The sequence below is a fragment of the Gilliamella sp. BG1 genome (assembly GCF_046635625.1).
In the GTDB taxonomy this organism is placed as follows: Bacteria; Pseudomonadota; Gammaproteobacteria; order Enterobacterales; family Orbaceae; genus Gilliamella; species Gilliamella bombi.
Genome location: NZ_JBIDFG010000002.1, coordinates 1 through 21,063, shown reverse-complemented (window position 1 = coordinate 21,063; position 21,063 = coordinate 1). Strand labels below are relative to the sequence as shown.

General features: G+C 33.1%; 22 protein-coding genes and 3 pseudogenes. 16 read left to right on the top strand and 9 right to left on the bottom strand.

Going from position 1 to position 21,063, the window contains the following annotated elements; genetic code table 11:
* Positions 1–19: 19 nt before the first annotated feature.
* A complete protein-coding gene (locus tag ACGH80_RS00910; RefSeq protein ID WP_411630403.1) occupies positions 20–991 on the top strand; it encodes a hypothetical protein in 972 nt (323 codons plus the stop codon).
* A 505-nt stretch (positions 992–1,496) separates the two neighbouring features.
* On the opposite strand, the gene ACGH80_RS00905 is transcribed toward ACGH80_RS00910, so the two are convergent.
* Positions 1,497–2,513, bottom strand: a complete 1,017-nt coding sequence (locus ACGH80_RS00905) for an amidohydrolase family protein (RefSeq protein ID WP_202961539.1) — start codon at positions 2,511–2,513, stop codon at positions 1,497–1,499.
* A gap of 561 nt (positions 2,514–3,074) precedes the next feature.
* On the opposite strand from ACGH80_RS00905, the pseudogene ACGH80_RS00900 reads away from it, so the two are divergent.
* A pseudogene (locus ACGH80_RS00900) lies at positions 3,075–3,257 on the top strand (putative quinol monooxygenase); the annotation flags it as partial.
* 47 nt (positions 3,258–3,304) lie between these two features.
* On the opposite strand, the gene pbpC reads toward ACGH80_RS00900, so the two are convergent.
* From pbpC to ACGH80_RS00885, 3 genes are all read right to left on the bottom strand, one after another.
* Complete coding sequence (gene pbpC / locus ACGH80_RS00895; RefSeq protein WP_411630402.1) at positions 3,305–5,644, bottom strand: penicillin-binding protein 1C; 2,340 nt, start codon at positions 5,642–5,644, stop codon at positions 3,305–3,307.
* Positions 5,645–5,714: 70 nt separating this feature from the next.
* Positions 5,715–7,448 (bottom strand): arginine--tRNA ligase, encoded by a 1,734-nt coding sequence (gene argS / locus ACGH80_RS00890; RefSeq protein ID WP_411630401.1) that lies wholly within the window; start codon positions 7,446–7,448, stop codon positions 5,715–5,717.
* Positions 7,449–8,037: 589 nt separating this feature from the next.
* Entirely contained in the window at positions 8,038–8,379 is a 342-nt protein-coding gene (locus ACGH80_RS00885; RefSeq protein WP_085163978.1) for a hypothetical protein, read from the bottom strand.
* Positions 8,380–8,492: 113 nt separating this feature from the next.
* On the opposite strand from ACGH80_RS00885, the gene ACGH80_RS00880 reads away from it, so the two are divergent.
* From ACGH80_RS00880 to ACGH80_RS00815, 14 genes and pseudogenes are all read left to right on the top strand, one after another.
* Positions 8,493–9,524 carry an SMI1/KNR4 family protein gene (locus ACGH80_RS00880; RefSeq protein WP_411630400.1) on the top strand — a complete coding sequence of 344 codons (1,032 nt, stop codon included), beginning with the start codon at positions 8,493–8,495 and terminating at the stop codon, positions 9,522–9,524.
* A gap of 211 nt (positions 9,525–9,735) precedes the next feature.
* Complete coding sequence (locus tag ACGH80_RS00875; RefSeq protein ID WP_411630399.1) at positions 9,736–10,104, top strand: hypothetical protein; 369 nt, start codon at positions 9,736–9,738, stop codon at positions 10,102–10,104.
* A gap of 56 nt (positions 10,105–10,160) precedes the next feature.
* Positions 10,161–10,643, top strand: a complete 483-nt coding sequence (locus tag ACGH80_RS00870) for a hypothetical protein (RefSeq protein ID WP_411591511.1) — start codon at positions 10,161–10,163, stop codon at positions 10,641–10,643.
* 417 nt (positions 10,644–11,060) lie between these two features.
* Positions 11,061–11,195, top strand: a complete 135-nt coding sequence (locus tag ACGH80_RS00865; protein WP_255456993.1) for a hypothetical protein — start codon at positions 11,061–11,063, stop codon at positions 11,193–11,195.
* A gap of 309 nt (positions 11,196–11,504) precedes the next feature.
* A complete protein-coding gene (locus ACGH80_RS00860) occupies positions 11,505–11,843 on the top strand; it encodes a hypothetical protein (RefSeq protein ID WP_174799409.1) in 339 nt (112 codons plus the stop codon).
* Between the two features lie 190 nt (positions 11,844–12,033).
* Entirely contained in the window at positions 12,034–12,429 is a 396-nt protein-coding gene (locus ACGH80_RS00855) for a hypothetical protein (protein WP_085166131.1), read from the top strand.
* A gap of 246 nt (positions 12,430–12,675) precedes the next feature.
* A complete protein-coding gene (locus ACGH80_RS00850; RefSeq protein ID WP_174799410.1) occupies positions 12,676–13,122 on the top strand; it encodes a type IV secretion protein Rhs in 447 nt (148 codons plus the stop codon).
* A 254-nt stretch (positions 13,123–13,376) separates the two neighbouring features.
* Complete coding sequence (locus ACGH80_RS00845) at positions 13,377–13,670, top strand: hypothetical protein (RefSeq protein WP_411630398.1); 294 nt, start codon at positions 13,377–13,379, stop codon at positions 13,668–13,670.
* Positions 13,671–14,119: 449 nt separating this feature from the next.
* On the top strand, positions 14,120–14,731 hold the full coding sequence (locus tag ACGH80_RS00840) for a DUF1963 domain-containing protein (RefSeq protein WP_411630397.1): 612 nt from the start codon (positions 14,120–14,122) through the stop codon (positions 14,729–14,731).
* A gap of 422 nt (positions 14,732–15,153) precedes the next feature.
* The gene (locus tag ACGH80_RS00835; RefSeq protein ID WP_085166134.1) at positions 15,154–15,570 is read left to right on the top strand and encodes a hypothetical protein; all 417 of its coding nucleotides are present in this window, start codon (positions 15,154–15,156) and stop codon (positions 15,568–15,570) included.
* 297 nt (positions 15,571–15,867) lie between these two features.
* Positions 15,868–16,221: a hypothetical protein gene (locus ACGH80_RS00830; RefSeq protein ID WP_411630396.1), complete on the top strand. Its 354-nt coding sequence runs from the start codon at positions 15,868–15,870 to the stop codon at positions 16,219–16,221.
* Between the two features lie 137 nt (positions 16,222–16,358).
* A pseudogene (locus tag ACGH80_RS00825) lies at positions 16,359–16,616 on the top strand (RHS repeat domain-containing protein); the annotation flags it as partial.
* Between the two features lie 325 nt (positions 16,617–16,941).
* Entirely contained in the window at positions 16,942–17,523 is a 582-nt protein-coding gene (locus tag ACGH80_RS00820; protein WP_174799412.1) for a hypothetical protein, read from the top strand.
* Positions 17,524–17,754: 231 nt separating this feature from the next.
* Entirely contained in the window at positions 17,755–17,901 is a 147-nt protein-coding gene (locus ACGH80_RS00815; RefSeq protein WP_411630450.1) for an RHS repeat-associated core domain-containing protein, read from the top strand.
* A gap of 74 nt (positions 17,902–17,975) precedes the next feature.
* On the opposite strand, the pseudogene ACGH80_RS00810 reads toward ACGH80_RS00815, so the two are convergent.
* The 5 genes and pseudogenes from ACGH80_RS00810 to ACGH80_RS00790 form a co-directional block, all read right to left on the bottom strand.
* Positions 17,976–19,017: pseudogene (locus ACGH80_RS00810) on the bottom strand (IS3 family transposase).
* Positions 19,018–19,148: 131 nt separating this feature from the next.
* Complete coding sequence (locus ACGH80_RS00805) at positions 19,149–19,442, bottom strand: hypothetical protein (RefSeq protein WP_085166098.1); 294 nt, start codon at positions 19,440–19,442, stop codon at positions 19,149–19,151.
* 12 nt (positions 19,443–19,454) lie between these two features.
* The gene (locus ACGH80_RS00800) at positions 19,455–19,817 is read right to left on the bottom strand and encodes a hypothetical protein (protein WP_411630395.1); all 363 of its coding nucleotides are present in this window, start codon (positions 19,815–19,817) and stop codon (positions 19,455–19,457) included.
* Entirely contained in the window at positions 19,808–20,011 is a 204-nt protein-coding gene (locus ACGH80_RS00795; protein WP_411630449.1) for an RHS repeat-associated core domain-containing protein, read from the bottom strand. Before ACGH80_RS00795 ends, ACGH80_RS00800 begins: the two co-directional genes overlap by 10 nt.
* A gap of 18 nt (positions 20,012–20,029) precedes the next feature.
* Positions 20,030–20,503 (bottom strand): RHS domain-containing protein, encoded by a 474-nt coding sequence (locus ACGH80_RS00790; RefSeq protein ID WP_411630394.1) that lies wholly within the window; start codon positions 20,501–20,503, stop codon positions 20,030–20,032.
* Between the last annotated feature and the right edge of the window lie 560 nt (positions 20,504–21,063).

Below are 21,063 nucleotides of genomic sequence, written 5' to 3'. Positions count from 1 at the left end.
ACTGGAGGAATAGACCAATATGGTGGGATTGACTAAAGAGGAAGCGGAAAAACGATTATTTAAGGTCAAGGATGCCGATGGATTACGTGATTTAATACAGCAATTAGATATAAATACCCATGGAAAAACTACCATTCTCTATTCGGGGATGTTAGATTCTGGCGTGCATACATCACAGATTATCGACCAATTAAAAAATAACTCTTCTCTTCGCCTTATCGATAATACCGAGGCATCTAAATTTTTAGCTGATGCTACTGTAGATGATTCACCGTTAAATCGCAAGTTAAAGCAAATATTTGGTGTAAAGGGCAGGGATGAGTTACCTAGCCAAGCATATGAATTCCTTTTTGGCTCAAATAGCAATGGCAGCCGTCAACCTAATGGCGCATGGGATGCTATTTCTAAACGCTTTGTTGATGGTGCAGTGGGTGATGTTCGTGTACTTGGTGGGTTTGGAATGGACTCGGGGCGGGTTTTTGCTGCCACAGAATTACCGGCATTATTGAATAATCCCAAAGTGAGGTCAGTCAATGGTATTCCAACATCGGTATTAAGATCTATCGAACAAACCGAGGGAATGGGGCGTGCTTTTGAGCATATTAAAAATATTGCCGGTTTAGATGCCGCAGGCGCTAAATTAGCGCCAGATAATATTGAATTTTGGTTAAAATTTAATAGCCCTGACAGAAAGTTTATAACTTATGATTATTTTGACAATCTTAAAAAGACTTATCTCAATTTATCGCCAGAAATGCAGAAAAGTATTGATCGAACTTCTCGTTATCTAGCGTCAGCTAACGATAAAATCACAAATTATCTTTCTGCTTTGGGGCATGCTATGTGGGGAATTGGTTTTTTTATCGCATCGGAAGAAGTTCAGGTTGCACTTGATAGAGGAGATGCTGGTGAGGCAAGGCGAATATTACTTGAGTTTGTTGGTGTTAGAAAAATTAGTGACAATATATTAGAGTTATTTTTTGGGAAATAGCACCGATTCTAAGTTTTGTATATTTGCAAGTTAAAATGATGGTTGTTTTGTCACCAAACTCTGTAATAAACAGACTCATTACACTTTTCTTTTTTGGAATTGCATAATCCATTTTTTGAATCTTGTTGTATCGCTAGTTAGATGATTTTTTTACTGAGTCATTAGTCGGTAAAACCTTACGTTTCTTGATGTATGGCAAATAATACGATTTAAAGGTTCTACCGCATTTTTCTGTTATTTTTTATGACTTAAATTCTGAGGTATTTTTTATTTAATGCTGTTTATATCACCAATTTATTCATAATATCCGTTAATTTACCTAAATCTTCTTGGTTTTTATTCCTTTGGATAGTTCTACTACCATCTCTCAACCTATTTTTTACTCGTTAGAGATGTTCAAAAATAGTCAAATACACAAATTTATTTACAGAATCAATATTGGTGTCATTTTTTCAAAATAAATATGAATGAGTAACTTATTTTGATAAGTTTGTTCTATCTCAAATCAATCAATACCTAGCACCATTCGCCCATTCTTAGTTGCCACATTAATCACATTGTCTAAATCGGTATAACGGCATCCTGTTACTAACAATTTAAGTTCTTCCCACATATTACCCGTTGAAAATGGTAACATATAATCACTAACATTATCTGTGCCAATAGCAACAGGAATACCAGCAGCCGCCAGTTCATCAACAGGGGTTAATGAGTTACGAGTAGGGCCTTGTTCTTCACGACGAGGGCTATCGATCCAAGCAAAAGGACAAGCAATAACCATCATTTTGGCCTCTTTCATTTTTTTGTAGAGTTTTTGGCGATATGCTAAACTATGCGCGGTGATAGAAATGCTATGGATAGCAACAACTCGCCCGTGCATACCATGCTCAAGAGTTTTATCGGTAAGTTGTTCTGTTTCGATTTCATCTTGTGAGTTAAATTGGTCAACATGTACATGTACCATTTTGCCTAATGATTTACCTGTTTGCATTAACACATCAAGATGTTTAAGTCCCATACCTTCACCATGATCACGCTCATCACGACGTGGTAAACCGCCAATAATATCAACTAAATCAGCCCCTTTATCAAACCAATAACGTGCTTCTTTATCAATAACACCTTTAAGTGTTTGATTAACTAATTTTATGGTGATGTCATTTTTATAAGTTTCTCGTGCTCTTAAGGCACCTTTAATTGCTCGTTCTTCAGCAATAGGATCAATATCAACAAACGATCCCATGGCACTTACACCTTGCTCAATCATACGCTCAACCGCCATACTAAAATGGCGATAGTAATCATCTTCGCTCATTGATGCTTTGACTTTATCTAATGTATCCCATTTTTCAATTAAAGTCTGTTTTTGATAGACATCAAAACTATCAACCGAAATAGTAAAAGCACGATCAGCATGCATATGTGCATTAACCCATCCGCCTTTTTGCTTAATATTATTCATTAAATAGGCTTTTAAACTTTGGTCTCTTGTGGTTAATAACATGTTTTTATGTTCAATCATAATATGCCTCTACAATTCAATCTAAATGAAGTTGATAAAATCGGACGCAATAGGCAAAAAAAATCCCCCAAAAAGGAGGATAAAATGGAATCAATAATATTAATGATTAAGATTACTGAGTTACAATTGATCATTGCGCCTACACCGTATCGATAAAAAATTGCAGAAATTCTAACCAAAATATTTTTAATAGCAAGTACTATAATTTATAAAATATATAAATAAATGAAATGGTTAAAGTATTATTTTTTAGATTTCTTACTTCAAAAAATAGTTTTTAATAAAGTTAATTACCAATAAATTAAGAAATAAAATCATAACTAATTATTTAATAACAATAATTAGTTGTCACAAAAATGAGATTATTAACCTTAAATACTGCTTTTTGATATTAGCAGTAGCAAGCGTATACTACACAAGCAACTTATTTTGAAATATAGGTAGTCTACTGACATGAGTCAATTAAATATTATTGCCAGAATCACAGTTAAACCAGAATTCTATGACGCATTTCAGCCAATTTTTAAACCTCTAGTAGCAGGTAGTTGAGCTGAAGCAGGCTGTTTACGCTATGAACTTAATCAAAGTATAGATAATTCAAATATCTTCATAGTGGTCGAAACATGGGTATCACAGCAGGCAATTGATTTTCACAACACAACGCCACATTTTGTTGAATTTGCCAACTTTGCTAAAGAACATACTGATAGATTAGAGATTAATATTGCCAAACAAGTAATATAACTTAAAAGATGATAGTAGCTAACATTTGGGGTTAACTACCATATTAATTAATCAAACAGTTCGATTTTTATATTCCGTGAATCACTTCGACCCATATCGTCAAGCACTAAAATTTTAAAAGTCCCGCTTTGTGTTGGGATCCAGTTAAGAGCCTTCCGTGGCTCGGTTTGCCCAATAAAACTGTTATTAACAAACCAATAAAGTGATTTAACATCACCATCACAATTAGCAGTAAAACTAATTTGTTCATTTTTTTGTTTAGTGGTTCTAAATTGATAAACTACATTTTTAAGAGGCGAAGTTATTTTTGGCGGTTCGCCTAAAAAATTTTGTGATGAATGACAATGTTTTGTTGATGGTGGCGCTTTTTTAGCAATCCCGGCTTTAGCAAAAACAGCGGCTAAATCTGACGGCCAATATTCAAAAACAGCTAAGTGAGAGGTTGCTAAATCATAAGGAGGACAAACAGCTTTACCTGTTTGATTGTCGACCATAACGGGTCTAAAAATGGTATCGGGATTAATTGGCGACACACCCGGAATAAACCACGTTTTACCTTTTGCCTTGCACCATTGAGTCAGTAGATTGCCACTGGTTAGACAAATATCGATACGCTTTAAATTTGGAGGTAATGGGCGATTAGGTTCACGCAAGTTAGGATAATAAGCGTTAATACTTTCAACGATATTAAAAAAGAGCGGTGTGGCGGCATCGACGCCTACAAAGGCATTATTACCACTACCATCAAAGTTACCAAGCCAAACCACCATAGCATAGTTACCAAAAGTTCCAGCTGTCCAAGCATCACGAAATCCCCATGATGTACCTGTTTTCCAAGCAACGGGCACCACCTTTTTTTGCATTTTGCTAAGTACATCTTGTGGGCGGGTATTTTGTTTCAACATATCAATGGTCATAAATGCTGCTTGTGGACTTAACAGCTTTTGTGGTTCGGGTGAGTCGTCGGCTTCAATAAATTGCAATGGCTGCCAACGACCTTCGTTGGCTAGCATGGCATATAACCCGACTAATTCTTGTGCACTAACTTCACCACCACCTAACACTAAAGATAAACCATAATGCGACTCATCGGCGAGTTTTTGGATATGGGCATTGACCAAAAATTGATAAAAAGAGGGATTATGTAATTTAGAGGCCACCGATACAGCAGGAATATTACGGCTATGAATTAATGCATCGGTTGCTGAAATAGGTCCACGAAAGTTACGATCAAAGTTTTCTGGCGTGTATGAACCAAAATCAGTTGCCACATCTTTTAAAATTGTACGAGGATGTAAAACACCTTGGTCCATACCAAGCGCATAAATAAACGGCTTAAGTGTAGATCCGGGTGAGCGTTTAGCAAGTGTACCATTAACTTGACCTTGAATAGAATTATTAAAATAATTAGCCGAGCCAATCAGTGCCTTAACCTTCATTGTTTGGGTATCAACCAAAATTATCGACGCATTATTAATACCTTTTATGCGATTTCGCTCAATAAACAAATTGACTTGCCGACTAATGATTTTTTGCAGATTATTATCTAACGTAGTTTTAATTTCTTGAGCATCGCTTTGCTGTTGTTGAATGATTTGATTAATAAAATGCGGTGCACCAAAAGGCATTCGTTCTGGTTGACGCAAAACCAACTTTTGCGAAAAAAGAGCGACAATATTGCTATCAACAAAATATTTTTCTTGCCAACGCTCAAATAATTGATTTCTTGCTTTAACTAACGCTTTGCCAGCAAATCCGGTTTTTCGATCAACTCGATATGTTGGTGATTGAGGTAATACCACCAAAGTTAACGCCTCGGGCAAATTGACTTGTGAAGGTGGTTTATTAAAATAGATAAATGACGCAGCACCAATACTTTCAATATTGCGACCAAAAGGGGCATAATTTAAATACGCTTCTAAAATATCATGTTTAGAATACATCAGCTCTAACTGTATAGCCCTAGCAATTTGATGCAACTTCCCACCAATGGTTTTAGTATTTAACCGCCAATGCATTCGCGCAAGTTGCATGGTAATGGTTGAAGCACCTTGACGATTTCCACCACCAAGATAGGTTGCTCCAAAAGCCCTAATTAGACTAAATGGATTAAAGCCAACATGATAATAAAACCACTGATCTTCGTGCAGTAACAAACCATTAACAATATCAGGCGAAATATCTTCTAAAGGTGTCCATAAACGATAACGATCATCATTGGCTAATGTCATTCGAATTAGCTGGTTATTATTATCATAATAGCGCTTTGAAAAAGTAAGTGATTCAGAAAGAGGGGCATGAGGTAACAAACGAATAATAAGGATCGCAATAAATAATAGTAACAAAGCCATTAATTTATTTTGATGACGAATAATAAACCTGAACATATTTAGTCAAAAGCTTAAAACGCATGTATTAAAAAACACCACCAATGCGTTCACATCGGTGGTGGTTAAATTACATTTTATCAACAGTCTTAATGCCTAGCATATCAAGGCCAGTTTTAAGTGTTTTAGCTGTTAAAGAAGCTAATTTTAAGCGACTTTGTTTCAGGTTTTCGTTTTTGGCTGCTAAAATAGGGCAGTTTTCATAAAAACTTGAAAACAGCGTTGCAATTTCATAAAGATAAGCACAAAGCACATGCGGTGTACCTTCGCTTGCCACGATTGAAATAGTCTCATCAAATTGAATTAAACGAGTTGCTAAAGCACGCTCTTTATCAGATTCCAAACTAATATTAGCTGTTAAGCTATCTTCAGAAATATTGGACTTTTTAAAAATTGATAACACACGGGTATAAGCATATTGCAAATAAGGTGCGGTGTTGCCTTCAAATGACAACATATTATCCCAATCAAAAACATAATCAGTAGTCCGATTTTTAGAAAGATCAGCATATTTAACTGCACCAATAGCCACCGCATCGACAATTTTTGCAAGCTCACTTTCAGAAAGATCTGGATTTTTGTTACGAATTAAAGTTGTTGCGCGTTCACACGCTTCATCTAGTAAATGATTTAATTTAACAGTATCGCCAGAACGGGTTTTAAACGGCTTACCATCTTTACCTAACATCATACCAAACATATGGTGTTCAAGCTTTAATGATTCTGGTACATACTTAGCTTTGTGAACAATAGCCCAAACTTGCTCTAAATGTTGATGTTGGCGGGAATCAGTATAATAAAGAATACGATCGGCATGTAACGTTTCGTAACGGTATTTAGCACAAGCAATATCGGTTGTTGCATAAAGGTAGCCACCATCACGTTTTTGGATGATAACACCCATCGGTTCGCCTTCTTTGTTTTTATACTCATCAAGAAAAACAACAATCGCCCCTTCACTTTCAACCGCAAGCCCTTTCTGTTTTAAATCGGCAACGATATTAGGTAGCATGCTGTTATAAATGCTCTCACCCATGGTGTCTTCAAGCGATAACGTAACATTTAAACGTTTATAAGTGGCAATATTTTGCGTCATGGTAATATCAACTAGCTTGCGCCACATATCACGACAATATTCATCGCCACCTTGTAATTTCACTACATAATTACGGGCTTTTTCGGCAAACACTTCGTCTTCGTCATAATGTTTTTTAGCGGCGCGATAGAATGACTCTAAATCTGAAAGATCCATATCATTGGCATGTTCATTTTGCATCTTTTCAAGATACGCAATTAACATACCAAATTGCGTTCCCCAATCACCAACATGATTAGCACGAATAACATTATGACCTAAAAAAGATAAAACACGAACGCTAGCATCACCAATAATAGTTGAACGCAAGTGTCCAACATGCATCTCTTTGGCGACATTAGGCGCCGAATAATCAACTACTATAGTTTGCGGTTTGGCGGGTAAAGTAATATTAAGCTTATCACCACTTAAAGCAACTTCATTTTGCTCAGCAATCCAGCTATTTTTCAAAAAGATATTAATAAAACCAGGACCTGCAATTTCAACTTTTTCGGCGATATCATCGATATCTAAATGTTGCAAAACAGCTTGGGCAAGATCTCGAGGTGGCATACCAAGTTTTTTGGCAACTGACATAATGCCATTAGCTTGGTAATCACCAAATTGTGCTTTGTTTGATTGCTTAATTAAAGCGTCACAGTTCTTATCTGCACCTGCCATAATCATAGCTTGCGAAACACGTTGCGTTAATAATTGTTGAATATTCACACTAAACCTAACCAATTATAATAAAATGCCCAATATAATACCGACAAAGTGATGAATTGTCACTGATCGCATAAAAATGGAGGGATCCTTTTTATTAAAAAGAGTGTAAAAAATCAAATAAAATTGATGCTACAGCCAAAATGTTTTAATCAAGCTTTAGTTTTCATCAAAAAACAAAAATATAATGTAATTGTTTGATTTTTCCAAAAAATACCATTTATGAAAAACTTCAATAAAATCAATAGTCTACCTGAGCAATTTTAGAGCGGAAAAATACTCTCACAACACTGTGTAAGATCAATATGAATTTATGTTCAGACTAATATTGACAAATACCCACTTGGAAAAAGAGATAAAAATGGATACTAAATACAGGCTAAATTGGATAATAAATAAGCGTATTGTAACACGTTAGAAGGTATTTTTTATCAAATTTGAATTGGTTGTCCGTGATGAGATATTTCAATAAAAAACTCACGAAAGGGTCATATTGCTAGTGTCTATAAATATCGCCAATTGGTATAACGATATTAGCATGTTGTATGATACGGTTAAAAATGTAAAGAAGGATCATGATGAATACAAAAGCTCAACATCCCCGAGTAATATTTTTATTGCACATTTCTTTTAAAAACATATCTGAATAAGAGCTTAAATTATCTTGATTTTTACCAAGCGGGTATTTTTTCCCTAATTTGAGCAGCCAATCACTAAAATGATGTAAAAATAATTTATTATCATTATCGATTTCAAATATTGCAGAATCAGAATAAGAATCAACTAATAAATCTAATATCTCCAAAAAAGCTTTATCATTTTTTAAAATCTCATCAACTGTAATTGCTTGAAGATATTTTATTATGTCTATTATCTGAGATAACGTTAAAATAGTTGGACCATTTTTTATATTATTTAATATTTGTTGGATCATAGCATTTATCTAAAAATTAACATCTCATTCTATTTATATAGTAGATGAATTTTGTACTTTTTGAACAATTTTTAGAACGATAATTACAGATGTAATATAATTGGGGAATTAATATGATTAATATAGATAATTTTTATGACTACGAAAAAAAACTGACTGATAAAGATTTAAATGCTTGTGAAAAGAAGTTAGGTATCACAATTCCAGATTCTTTAAAACAGCTTTACCTTAATTGTAATGGTGGAATGGTATATAAAGATATTTGGAAAACAACTGTTCCTCCATACAAACTTCAAGTTTTTAATTTTATTCCTATAAAATATAATAAAGCATTTAAAAATGACCCAGATTTTATCATGGAAGGTATTGCCTTCAAACTTTGGGGCGATAAAAAGTTACCTAAGGAGCTGTTACCTTTTGCTCTCGATTTAAGCAATGGTTTTTTGTGTATAAATATTAATACTGGTGCGATATATCAATATCTCAGACTAGAATGGGACGATACTCTAAATACAGAACAAAATTTTAAAAAAAATAGCATTTATTTATCTGATTCATTAGAAAATTTTTTAAATGCTTTAACTTATGATGAAGAGCAAAGCAATGCAGAAACCGTTGAAGATGAAGATATTAAACCAAGAGCAAGTAACAAATTCTATGACTCAGAACAAGCAATTAATACCGTTGACCTAAATGAGGTTGAAAAACTTTTAAAGATAAAAATTCCTGTTCAATTAAGACAATTCCTGTTACACCACAATGGTGGAATGCCAGAGAATAATGCTTGGCTGGATCCTGAAGGTGAATTTGAATGGGTTGCAATCCATGAGCTCATACCTGTTAAATACTATAAAAAATTTAATAATAACAAGAACTATTTAATGCCTTTCAAAGCAGCAGATTTATGGGGTAGAAAGTTATTACCGGAAACTTTTTTACCTTTTGCGATTGAGGCAGGTGGTAATTATTTCTGCATCGATATTAATAATGGAAAAATATACTACTATACTCTTGACACATGGTCAGACAATTTATCTTTAACGGATAATCAAGATAAGAGTACTCTTTTTCTATGCAATAGCTTTAATGAATTTATTTCTAAATTAGTGTGTGAAGATGATCTAGATGATTTATATGGTTTATAAATAATAGCCGTCAGGTTAATCTGCTCCCAGTTGGTATTGAAGACAATATTTATACATAAAAACTGGCTTATATTACAATACTTTCAGGTATTATGCTCCAGATATTGTCCACTTTGTTCAGCTTGATCCGTTTTAGGTTTTTAGTCAGGTTTAACCTGTGTTAGTGTGTGATGGATTGGCTTGAAACCATCAGTGGGATTGAATAGTGGTAATGATAAACGGAAAAGGAATAGAGGCTTCTCATCAAGTTAAATATGAGGTATTTACGGCTTTGGATTTTATGGCATCAAAAAATGAAAAGAAAATAGATGAAAGCACACCAGTATTTTCATTTAGGAAATTTGATTATGATAAATTACTCAATAATGCGAAACCATTAAGTCAGTATCCAATAATAAAAAAAATTGATGATTATTATGCTGATACTACCATTTTATATGGTGAAATTCAGCCTTTGATAAAGGACTTAAAAAGTCTTATTAAAACAAAAAAATTACATCTTGAAACAATTATTCATTTCATTGATTTTCTGGAAAAATCATTCAATGATGGTTTAAATATATATGTATACTGTGACTAGGTGTTTTTATTAATACCTCAAAGTAAAAATTATGTCATATATTCATGGAAACTAAAATGGAAACCATATTCAATATTAAATATAAAAATCCTATAGACGATATTGATAATGATATAGATGATGAACTAACTCATTTTCAATATGCATTGGAAGAATTGAGAAGATATGTTGATTGTGAGTTTTTTATTAAACTGAAAGAAACTTACAAAGTAAATATTGATCTTTATCCTGATATAACAGTATGTTATGAAGAAATAGTTAAGTCAATCAAACGAGTAAAAAATAATTGGACAGGCAAAGATGATATTTGGTTTTGTGAGCAAGGTTCAGATTTTTACTTCTATTATGACATTAATGATAAAGGTGTAGAACTTGAATATAAGAAGGGACCAGATGTAGGTATATATAATGGAAAAATTCCTGATATGAAACTTTCTATCAGTAAAATAGAGTATGTACAGGTTTGGGAAACATTATTTGAAAAATTATCTATGCTTATTGAAGAAAAACTTAATAAAAAAATTAATTTACCCTTTTAATAATATTTAAAGGTATTTAATTTTTTGTAAAACCTAAAAACATTAAATTTTTACAAGGAGGCCCTCAAGGAACTGCAAATTAGTGTAAAATCCAAAAAAAGTGGTAAAATTTGTTACAAAAAAATTATTCTATTGATTCTAATATCTGTCGTGTAATATGGTTATGACGACACTAAAGGAACAGGGCATAGCTCTTTGCTCCATATAAGCATTAAACGTTCAAATGGAACAATGGTGAGTATCGATATAGATGAATAACTTTTCAATTGAACATTTAATTTCTGTCATAGAAAAAGGCAAGGTTAGAGGATTTGATGAAGTAAAGGAAATAGATGGTGAATGCTATTTATTCCAATACGCACTGAAAAAGAAAAATGGATTATATAATACCTATCTTTTCTATATCATAGAAAAAAGATGGAAATTATTGAGGATTATGGTACAGAAGAAATTAAAGAATTCTCAAATATAATCGATGCTTTTAATTATTTTAAATCATTGGATGTCAATGTTGAGCATTTTGGGAGTATAAAAGGAACTTTGCCGTTTTAACCAAAGAAATAACTTCAAACTATTCTTCTTTAATTAAATCATTTGATAATCAAAAGGCACCACAAGTATCAATTTTAAAGTTGATATTTAAAAATAGAAGCTGACTTACACAATGATTTCATGGGAACTCTTATTTTGATATAAGCAAATTTCTTTAGTTAGGTCTTTAATGAAACATTAAAAATTTCAACAACGGATGTTATTTATAAAAGTGGCCGTGATATGTAGAAGAATAATCAAAATGAATTTTAAATGATTTTATCAGTAAGAAACTTTGTTAAATAATTTCTATTACGGAGTATGAATATTATGCTTGTTAAAGGTAATCTTTATCCAATAAAGGATATTATCTCTTATGTGAAAGGCAATATTGAAAGAGGTGATGATTTTTGTCTCTATAGTGAATCTGATGAAGATTTGCTAAGTAATAAAAGTTATTACATTGATGACTATCCAGATGTAGATGATAATGGAAAAGAAATTTATCCGCCTCTTGTGTTAAAAAAGAAACTAAACTATCTTTACTCAGGTCAACAATTTGCTGATGTAGTCGATTCAGTTATAGATCAGAAACCTTCAGCTACTACAAATGAATTTATAAAAGCATTAAATTATTATTCTGAATATGACAATTTTTTAGATCTCTAATTTATTAAATTTCTGCAATAATATAAATTATTTAAATAACAGGGATATATTTGGCCTTAGCCTCATTTTTATGGCGATGGCCACCAGCACCAGATAAGTATCATCATCCGATATCAAACAGACCATCGGCGCAACCTGATGCAAACCGTGAAATATTGTGGGAATGCAGCTTTCAGTTATGGGGAAATCCATGGGAATTAAACCGGAGAGTCTTAATATGCTAGATAAAGAATTACTTGATATTTTTGGTCAAAAGCTCATTAGTCGTGTTAGAGATCAGTCAATTTTTGAATTTGAAGGAATGGTTCAAGGTAAAATTAAATCTGCAAATATGGTTAAATTAAATAATGAATTAAAAATATTTGATAAACATCAGATTGAAATTTTAAAAAAAGTAGTACTGACTGCTATTGATAGTGTTATTTACAATACATTAGATATGCTAGAACAAAATGAAGAAAGTATAAGATTATTAATATCTCAAGAAGGTAAAAATGAAAAAAATATTGTTGATATCAGTGATGGTTTATCAGGTGAACTATTCACAAAAAAAGGCTGGGTAGAAAAATTTAGTAAATATAAATAATTATTATCTATTAGTAGTATTTTGTTTTATAGCTATACAAGTTGGTGCAAAGGGCGGATTACAAATGAGATAAAACGAGTCAATTGGCACATAAACTAACAGTGGAACAGCATATTTATTATAATTATTATAAAAATAAATAGACGTAGGGAAATGCATCACAGTAGTTTATAGTAAAACTAAATAGCAGTCAGCGACAGTGTAGTAGCTTAGATTTAAACTTCCTTCTAAGCCATGGAGAGTTTCATGACTTTTGATGATGAAATAAAAATTAAACTTTCTCAATTATCAGAACCAGCAGAGTTGATCGATAACTGGGAAAATATTGCATACCAATTATCTAATTCGTTTGAGTGGAAAGGAACCAAAATTGATTGGTCAAAAACTCTTAAACACAAAAGTAATCAACTTTTTGGAAGCTATTCTAATTGGTTATTTACAATAAAAAAATTTATTATAGATAATGATATATCCGCTAAAATTAGAGAAAGCGGAGATATTTACTATATAAATGATTCATCTTTAAATTTTGCAGTGCATTTAAAATTTAATCAATTTGATAGTTTTCTAGCTTTTGCTGTAGAAAGCATCCCTCAACATCATTATTTTTTTGATTCTTTAAATAAATGGTGTCTTGTTATAAGTTCTGAGGGATTTATCGATTTTGGGTTATCACTAAAAAAGTCTGTTTAATTTTATTATTTGAAACCCAGATATAGGTAAATTTACTCAGCTAGACCTGATTGGGTTATTGGGTAGATTTAATCTGTTTCTGTATGCGCCTAATTCTCTAACGTGAATTAATCGATTAGCAAAGAAAGTTTGGTTGTATAAAAAACGGCAAAGTCTATAGAGTTATTAGACAAGATTAAAACATAACTTTTGGACTTTTTTAACTAAACTCGAATAATATATGGTTGCAGGACATGTAACTAATTAGGTATTTTATGAACATTATAAATTCTGATGTTAATGAAAAGATTATCGACGTAGTTGGAAAAATTAGATTATTAAATAAGTTAGATGAAAAAACAATGAATGATCTCTATTCTTCACTAGATGAAATGGTAACTAATTATAAAGAAAAAGATTTTATTTCAAAGGAATTAGCATATAATCTTTTAGTCCTGCATGATAACTTAGAAGGTGCTTTAAAATTTGGCTCTTATGAAGACATTAAGTATATAAGTAATATTAATTCAAAAGTAAGCGAATATATTGAAAAAATATTTTTAAGTTAAAAAGAAAAACTGAAATTAAATTAGGTTGGCTAATAGTACTACCACTATGACGCTGAACACCACCTGAGCAAAGTCCGCATAGAACGACTGTCCAGAAGAACTGCCCGATGCGAACGGCGAAATACTGAGGAAATGCAGTTTTCAGTTATGGGGCAGGGGTATTCAGGAAATTGAGTATGAATCAATATAGCAAGATTTTATTAGATATCAGAGATAGTATTTAGATAAGGTCTGGATTACATTATAACACTGAAAGACCGCATGAGGCATTAAATAACATAACATCGATTGGGTATAAAACACCAAAACAAGCAGCTTAATTTTCTACGTAAGTTGTGTACTAAGTCTAGAGGTATTTACAAATTTATTTTCTGAAAAGAGCTGGTATTCCTGAAAAAAAAACAGATAGATTTTATAAAAAATTAGCAAATGTTGTTAATGGAGATATCATGCAACAAGTATATGAACTTATACCTTCATCAAATGAAAATAGTGGTATCAAATTTGGAGGAGGTGCATTTATTGATGGCAAGTGGCCCCAAAATCCATTAGGTGAAAATTTAACATTATTATTCACAATTGATAATGATAAATTATCTGATTCTATTAGTGGAATTAATCTTCCTAAAGATAAATATATTTCCGTATTTTCAACTTATAATGAAAATAGATATTTCTTAGACGATATTGTTTATTTTGGTGATGATGCAGAACTCGATCACTTAAAATCAGGATTTACAAGAGTAACGTTAACAAGCATATCAAAGCTATGCGAAAATAGTAATAGCCTTGCTCCTCAATATCTTGAATTAAAAAAAACACAATTAAAGAATAGTGATTATCCAACATTTTCTTTTTTGTCAAATAAAATACCCAAGGGAATTGTTGCTTGTGAAAAATTAATGCAACAATATGATTTTATTGGTCAATTATATTCATCAGATATTCCAGTTCATGATGGTGGAGCATTATTTTTATCTGATGCTATTGGGTATTTATTTTTAAAAAAGAAAATTGATGATTTTAATAATGCGGGTCTTTTTTTTGTTCAAATGGCATAATTATTTTAACATAACTATCTGACAGCATCGAAAAGTATTATACCCTCTCTGGTGCTAAATACCAGTTTAAAAACGGTCGCAAAATCCGTCTGCAATGCAAAGCCAGGAATAAAAGCATAGCAAAAAGCAGTAGAAAATTAAGAATGACTAGAGTATATGTAACTGATAATGATGGCAATAACATTCACAATATACGTGTTCCAAATGAGCGCAATACTTGAGAGCTAATTGAAGATATTTTTGGTGAAGGTTTTTCACATAATAAACTACACCCTAAAACTGTAAACTGAGGCTATGAATATCATAGAATTCCAGAATCTACAGTTCCATTCGATAATGATCTTCAACATATAAAATGGTATGACTGGCAGACTAAATAAGGGGCAGACGGACATGTATTTTATGATATATGGAATTAATTTATGGACCTATTATTTTCGACATATACCAATTTTTTTGGTACAAACATTGAGAACGATAAAGCAATAGAAATTAGAAAAGTTATTATTCATACTTTCAGAAAACCTTTTGTTAAAAAAGATATAAAGACTCATGGTCCTTTATGGAATCACTATATAGCGCCAAAAGGGGCGATTGATATTACTAATCTTGATATAGATAAAAATATACAGGGTTATGTATTAGTCGATGGAAAAGGAAAAAATATGTACTTATTTTTATCTTCTTTGAAAAACTTTTTATCATATCTTGAAAATAGAAATGATGGTTTATTTCCTGCTATCTATTTTGTTAATAAAGACTTTACCTTTTGTCTTGGAGAAAATGGCGAAAGAGGAACAATGCAACCTATTTATGTTTATAAAGGAGGGGAAATCTAATAAAATATCGATATATGTGCCAAATAAAGAGAAATAGCAAACAATTGAAGGGCTGAGCCTAATCGTTTCTCAAGAGCTAGATTTAAGTATAAGGGTGATGGATATCAAATATATGGACATGGCACGGATTTTTCCGCGGAAGCCAAATGGCTAACATCTAACTTAGCAAATGGTCTAATGGCTTGTATTACCAATACCTTAAATAAGCAGAATCATAGAACTGATGTAATATGGGAACCTTTTCGTAGTGACAATAATGGGGCTCAGATTTTATTAGATGGCTCAGGATATTAATTTATGAACGAGAATATACTATACAATTTTTTGAAAAATAAACCATCCTTTTTAGATTATGATGATGAACTAAAGCTAATGGATATTATGACTAAACTACCTATGAGTTGGTTCATTAAAAATAAAGATGAATTTATTTGTGCTTTAGACCAATTACATGACTCACATACGATAGGTAGTGGATTTTTATATCAAGAGGAATGTGACGATATTATATTTGATAATTTTTGTGAATGGCTAAAAGAAGTAAATAATAAAACTGGCATAGCGACATTAATCTATATTAAAGATTTGAGTTCGGAAGGACTAGATGAATTTAGAAAAAATCTTAGAAAAGATGAAAATACAGATAAGTAAGATCTAAATAATGTTAGATCTAAATCTTTATACGTCTTGAATTGGTATTTAGGGGTATTATCATAATTTATTAAGAAAAATGTTTAGTCAATAAATATTTAACAAAATAAAAGGCTATTCATTAATACTAGAAAGTACCGGAAGAACTAACCGATGCAAACGACGAAATACTGTGGGAATGCAGCTTTCAGTTATGGGGGAAACGGATTCACGAAATCGAACACGAATCAGTAGAGCAAAACCTCAGATATTAGGGACAATATTTAGACAGAGAAACTGGTTTACATTACAATACCTTTAGGTATTATGATCTGGATATAGGTAGATTTACTCAGCCGGATCTGATTGGGCTGTTGGGTGGCTTGAATCCGTATCAGTATGCACCTAATGGTTTATTAGGTGGAACTGTGGGGGGGGGCTGCTTGTCCAAATCATGGTAATGGAAAAAATACGATGGATTAGCTCATAATAATTTTATTGACAATATTATTAAGGATGCTAAAAATCACGGTGCTAGAACCATCCGAAAGTAGATATTAAAAGGTAATGTAGTTGGTAAAAATAGACCAGATATTCAATTTGATTTAGATTGTAAACACCATAATATTGAAGTGGATACAATATTAAAGGGTAGCCTTGGACATCAAAATATAATTCCAAGACTTGATCCTAATGCCAGAAATACATTTTAGTTAATTGACGATTCAGGAAATATTTTAAATGGCTTTTCAAGATATGAATAAGATGTTAGCGTTTTCCATAGTTAATAGTAATCTCACAGAGATTGAAAGTATTATTCAGAATGGATTAAACTGGTTGTATGAGCCTCAAAAAAGTAGAAAACTAATTGAAGAAATACATTTGAATATTCAAAAAGGTGGCTATTTCCCACCAGTAGGAGCTTTTTATTATTCATGTGTGAATGATAATAAATTAATCTTTGTATCTAATTTATCTGATGGTTGGGATTCCTTACTTTATTGTATAACGGAAGCAAACCATTCAAGCTATCTATCATTTAGGATACTAAGTGGAGCTTACCCTTTAATAGAGATGAGTTTTACTGATTCTGGAGAAACTGTCCGCTTAGTTAGGGCAATGAAAGAAGATAAATGGCTTTTTTATGAAAAAGGTGATCTTTTGTGGTTTGAAGACAAAGAACAATATAATAAAAAGCGAATTAGAGATAGGGTTACCTATGATCTATTACTTTCATATTCAAAAAAGAATGATATCGACTTTTCTTCCTCTAATTTTTTTAAAACAAAAAAAGAATCATTATGGGTATATACAATACGATAGTTTTAAAATAGCGAAACAATAAAGGTTACTAGCACAGCTGTAAAAGTAAGCTTTACCTAACCCACGAAGGCAAACACTACAACCGTACCTGTTCCTGTGGGACTGTTTAAGGATAGCTTAGGAAACAGGCCGAATTATCCTACCAGCTTGTATTCCTATACTAACCTGAACGGCAGCCAGAAAGAACTACCAGATGTGAATGGCGAAATACTGTGGTAATGCAGCTATCAGATTTGGGGTAAGGGCATTCATGAAATCAAACACGAATCATTAGAACAAAACCTTAGATATCAGGAACAATATTTAGACAGAGAAGACAGCTTACATTACAATACTTTCCAATATTATGATCTGGATATAGGACGCTTTACAGTCTGACATAGTTGGATTGTTGCTTGGTTTGAATCTATATTGTAAATACCCCAAACTTAGTACACAACTCACGTAGAAAATCATGCTGCTTGTTTTAGTGTTTTATACTCAATCGGTGTCATGTTATTTAATGCCTCATGCGGTCTTTCGGCATTATAAATCGTTAACCATTCTTCGGTTATTCTCCTTGCTTGTGCTAAGTTGTTAAAAAGATATAAATCGAGTACTTCAGTACGATAGGTACGATTAAATCGTTCAATATACCCGTTTTGATATGGGCTACCGGGTTGGATATAATCAATGGTTATATCATGTGATTTAGCCCAGTTTATAAAGGTTTTTCCTGTAAATTCTGGCCCATTATCGACCCGTATTTTTAATGGATATCCATGATATTCGGCCAGTTTATCCAGATAACGGGTAATCCTGCAGCCGGCAAGCTGACTGCAATATCAATGCCTAACGCCTCACGATTAAAGTCATCTATCACATTGAAAGTTCTAAACTTGCGTTGATTGCGACTGCTGTCACTCATAAAATCCATTGACCAGCATTCACCTTGTTTATTGGGTACTGATAGCCTTTCTGGGCTTCGTGGAGGAATACGCTGTTTACGCTTTACCCTGAGATTAAGCTTCAATTCACAATACACCCGATACACACGTTTATGATTCCATTTATAGCCGAGCTTTCTGATGCGATTAAAACACTTGGGAAAGCCCCAGCGTAAATGCTTATCGGTGATCGCACTGAGTACCGACCTAATCACTGAATCATCCGGTAACTTGGGCTGATAATAGTAAGCACAGCGGCTTAAGCCAACAATAGCGCAGCTCATAGCAATAGTAACAAAATGATTTTCTTGTAACTCCAAAGCCTATGCTTTACGTGCCTTGGTAGGCACTATAGCTTTTTTATGATTTCCTCCTGAAGCTGAGATTTTAAACTGAGCTCAGCAAACATCTGCTTAAGCTTGCGGTTTTCAGCCTCCAGCTCCTTTAAACGTTTGATATCGGAGGTTTCCATACCACCGTATTTTTCCCGCCATTTATAGAAAGTCGAATTGCCGATGCCATATTTACGGCAAAGTTCTTTGACAGGAATACCGGCTTCAGCTTCTATTTAAAATAGCGACAATTTAATGTTCAGTCATTTTTTTCATAATTAAATCCTCTGAGGGTTAATGAAGAGAATTTTCTACTTTTGGCTGTACTATTTTAGGGGATAGTTACAGATTCATTACAATTTAAAGGTTATTTATTCATAGTTCTCTTTTTTAATAGCTGAATCCATGGATTTCCATTTTCTAATAGTTGCTTATCTACTGAAAAATCGGCACTCGATTCAATAAGATGTAATAGTGACCAAGCTAATCCATAACTTTCATCATTACCAAAGAGTGTAATTAGTTTAGTCGCTTCTTCATTTGATAAAGGTGGTTGAATGCTATGTAAAATATTCTGATATTTCTGAATAAAGTCAATATCAGAACTTTCCTCTGAAGGCAAAGGCCCCATTTTAATAAGTTCATTAACAGATCGTCTCATAGAATCTCCAAATCATTTTTTCATTAATTCTGGATAGTTTGTTTTGTAATATTTAATAATATCTCGAATACCCTCATCATATTTAGAGCCAACAATATTTCTTATATCTTTAATATCTTTTGCAAGTACTTGCCGGAATGATAATCCAAAGTCCTGTACCTTAGTTATCGCACCTTTGTATCCATAAGTCCTTGTTAAATAGTGTTCTGATTCGGTTATTACAAGTGCGCCACCATCAGCTTTTGAAGTAAATCCTGCCGCAGCTTGAGGCATATGGTGAGGAGTCAATTTATCACCTTTAACCCCACGAGCATTTAGTTTTCTAAATTTACCACCTTCACCAGCTTTTACAGGTTTACAAGATGTTAACCCCACGGATCAATCCAAGTCAACCCATTAGGCGCATACTGATACAGATTAAAACCACCCAGCAACCCAATCGGGTCTGGCTGGGTAAATCTACCTATATCCGGATCATAGTACCTGAACGTATTGTAATGTAAACCAGTTTCTCTGTCTAAATATTGTCCCTGATATCTGAGGTTTTGTTCTACCGATTCATGTTCGATTTCATGAATCCGTTTTCTCTACAGCTGAAAGCTGCATTCCCACAGTATTTCACCGTTTGCATCGGTAAGCTCTTCCGGACAGCCGTTGAGGTCGGTGTGGAAGTACATGACTCTTTCTGGCTCGTTACTTCGTTTATCTATCCGCGCCAGTGGTTCGTAGCTGTTCTGGTCGGTATAGATATACAGGCTGGTGGGGTGATTCGGGCCGGTTTCCTGAATCATTCTTAAGCCGTCCCACAGGATGCGGGTACGGTTGTAGGGTTTGCCTTCGCGGTCTAACTTCTGTTTTTCGATGCGTCTGCCAAGGGCGTCATAGAGGTAGCGGTATCGTTCGGTTTTGTTGAGCTGTTCGATGCGTACTTCGCTCAGGCGGTGTTCGGCGTCGTAGTGGTAGTGCTGGGTGGCGCCGATGCTCTGTTTGGTTTGGGTTCGGCCGTGCTCGTCGTGGCGGTAATCGGTTTGGCCGTGTTTGCTGTGTTTTTTGCTTACCATCCTGTCTAGGTTGTCGTGATGTATTTACTTTCTATATGTATAATTAAATAAAACTAAGGTTCATATAAATAATATGAATCTTCTGTTAAATATAGAACTTCCTTTTTACTATTGGTCGAAATCGGTGAAATCAGAAATTCTCGCATATCACCCATATCTATTGATTTTTGAATAAAATTTATTAGTTCACTTTTTGAAACTTTAAACATTTCTCCTTTTATTATTATTTTTTCCTTAGAATTGCGACAATCTTTTGCAGCCTATGCTTATTGGTACAATCACAAATGGTTGCATTCATCGTTATGTTATTTGCCACCGATAGAGTTTAACTAACAACCACTCCTTAATTTTGTTGTTTGAATATGTGTTGCCATTCCACTATTTTAAGGGATAGTTACAATTTTAGAATTTTTTATAACTAGGGCGTGTTGATCTTTCGTGATTATTTTTTAGACGGCATGATGTGAGTTATAATAATTCTGTCAAAAACAACCATAACTCGATTCATCATGCCAAGAACAATGCTAACAGATAAACGGTGGGAAAAGCTACTACAAATA

Bases quoted from the DNA above. Each gene is read 5' to 3' on its own strand.
- ACGH80_RS00910 (WP_411630403.1), top strand. From the start codon at position 20: ATGGTGGGATTGACTAAAGAGGAAGCGGAAAAACGATTATTTAAGGTC.
- ACGH80_RS00905 (WP_202961539.1), bottom strand. From the start codon at position 2,513: ATGATTGAACATAAAAACATGTTATTAACCACAAGAGACCAAAGTTTA.
- pbpC (WP_411630402.1), bottom strand. From the start codon at position 5,644: ATGTTCAGGTTTATTATTCGTCATCAAAATAAATTAATGGCTTTGTTA.
- ACGH80_RS00885 (WP_085163978.1), bottom strand. From the start codon at position 8,379: ATGATCCAACAAATATTAAATAATATAAAAAATGGTCCAACTATTTTA.
- ACGH80_RS00880 (WP_411630400.1), top strand. From the start codon at position 8,493: ATGATTAATATAGATAATTTTTATGACTACGAAAAAAAACTGACTGAT.
- ACGH80_RS00875 (WP_411630399.1), top strand. From the start codon at position 9,736: ATGATAAACGGAAAAGGAATAGAGGCTTCTCATCAAGTTAAATATGAG.
- ACGH80_RS00870 (WP_411591511.1), top strand. From the start codon at position 10,161: ATGGAAACCATATTCAATATTAAATATAAAAATCCTATAGACGATATT.
- ACGH80_RS00865 (WP_255456993.1), top strand. From the start codon at position 11,061: ATGGAAATTATTGAGGATTATGGTACAGAAGAAATTAAAGAATTCTCA.
- ACGH80_RS00860 (WP_174799409.1), top strand. From the start codon at position 11,505: ATGCTTGTTAAAGGTAATCTTTATCCAATAAAGGATATTATCTCTTAT.
- ACGH80_RS00855 (WP_085166131.1), top strand. From the start codon at position 12,034: ATGGGAATTAAACCGGAGAGTCTTAATATGCTAGATAAAGAATTACTT.
- ACGH80_RS00850 (WP_174799410.1), top strand. From the start codon at position 12,676: ATGACTTTTGATGATGAAATAAAAATTAAACTTTCTCAATTATCAGAA.
- ACGH80_RS00845 (WP_411630398.1), top strand. From the start codon at position 13,377: ATGAACATTATAAATTCTGATGTTAATGAAAAGATTATCGACGTAGTT.
- ACGH80_RS00840 (WP_411630397.1), top strand. From the start codon at position 14,120: ATGCAACAAGTATATGAACTTATACCTTCATCAAATGAAAATAGTGGT.
- ACGH80_RS00835 (WP_085166134.1), top strand. From the start codon at position 15,154: ATGGACCTATTATTTTCGACATATACCAATTTTTTTGGTACAAACATT.
- ACGH80_RS00830 (WP_411630396.1), top strand. From the start codon at position 15,868: ATGAACGAGAATATACTATACAATTTTTTGAAAAATAAACCATCCTTT.
- ACGH80_RS00820 (WP_174799412.1), top strand. From the start codon at position 16,942: ATGGCTTTTCAAGATATGAATAAGATGTTAGCGTTTTCCATAGTTAAT.
- ACGH80_RS00805 (WP_085166098.1), bottom strand. From the start codon at position 19,442: ATGAGACGATCTGTTAATGAACTTATTAAAATGGGGCCTTTGCCTTCA.
- ACGH80_RS00790 (WP_411630394.1), bottom strand. From the start codon at position 20,503: ATGGTAAGCAAAAAACACAGCAAACACGGCCAAACCGATTACCGCCAC.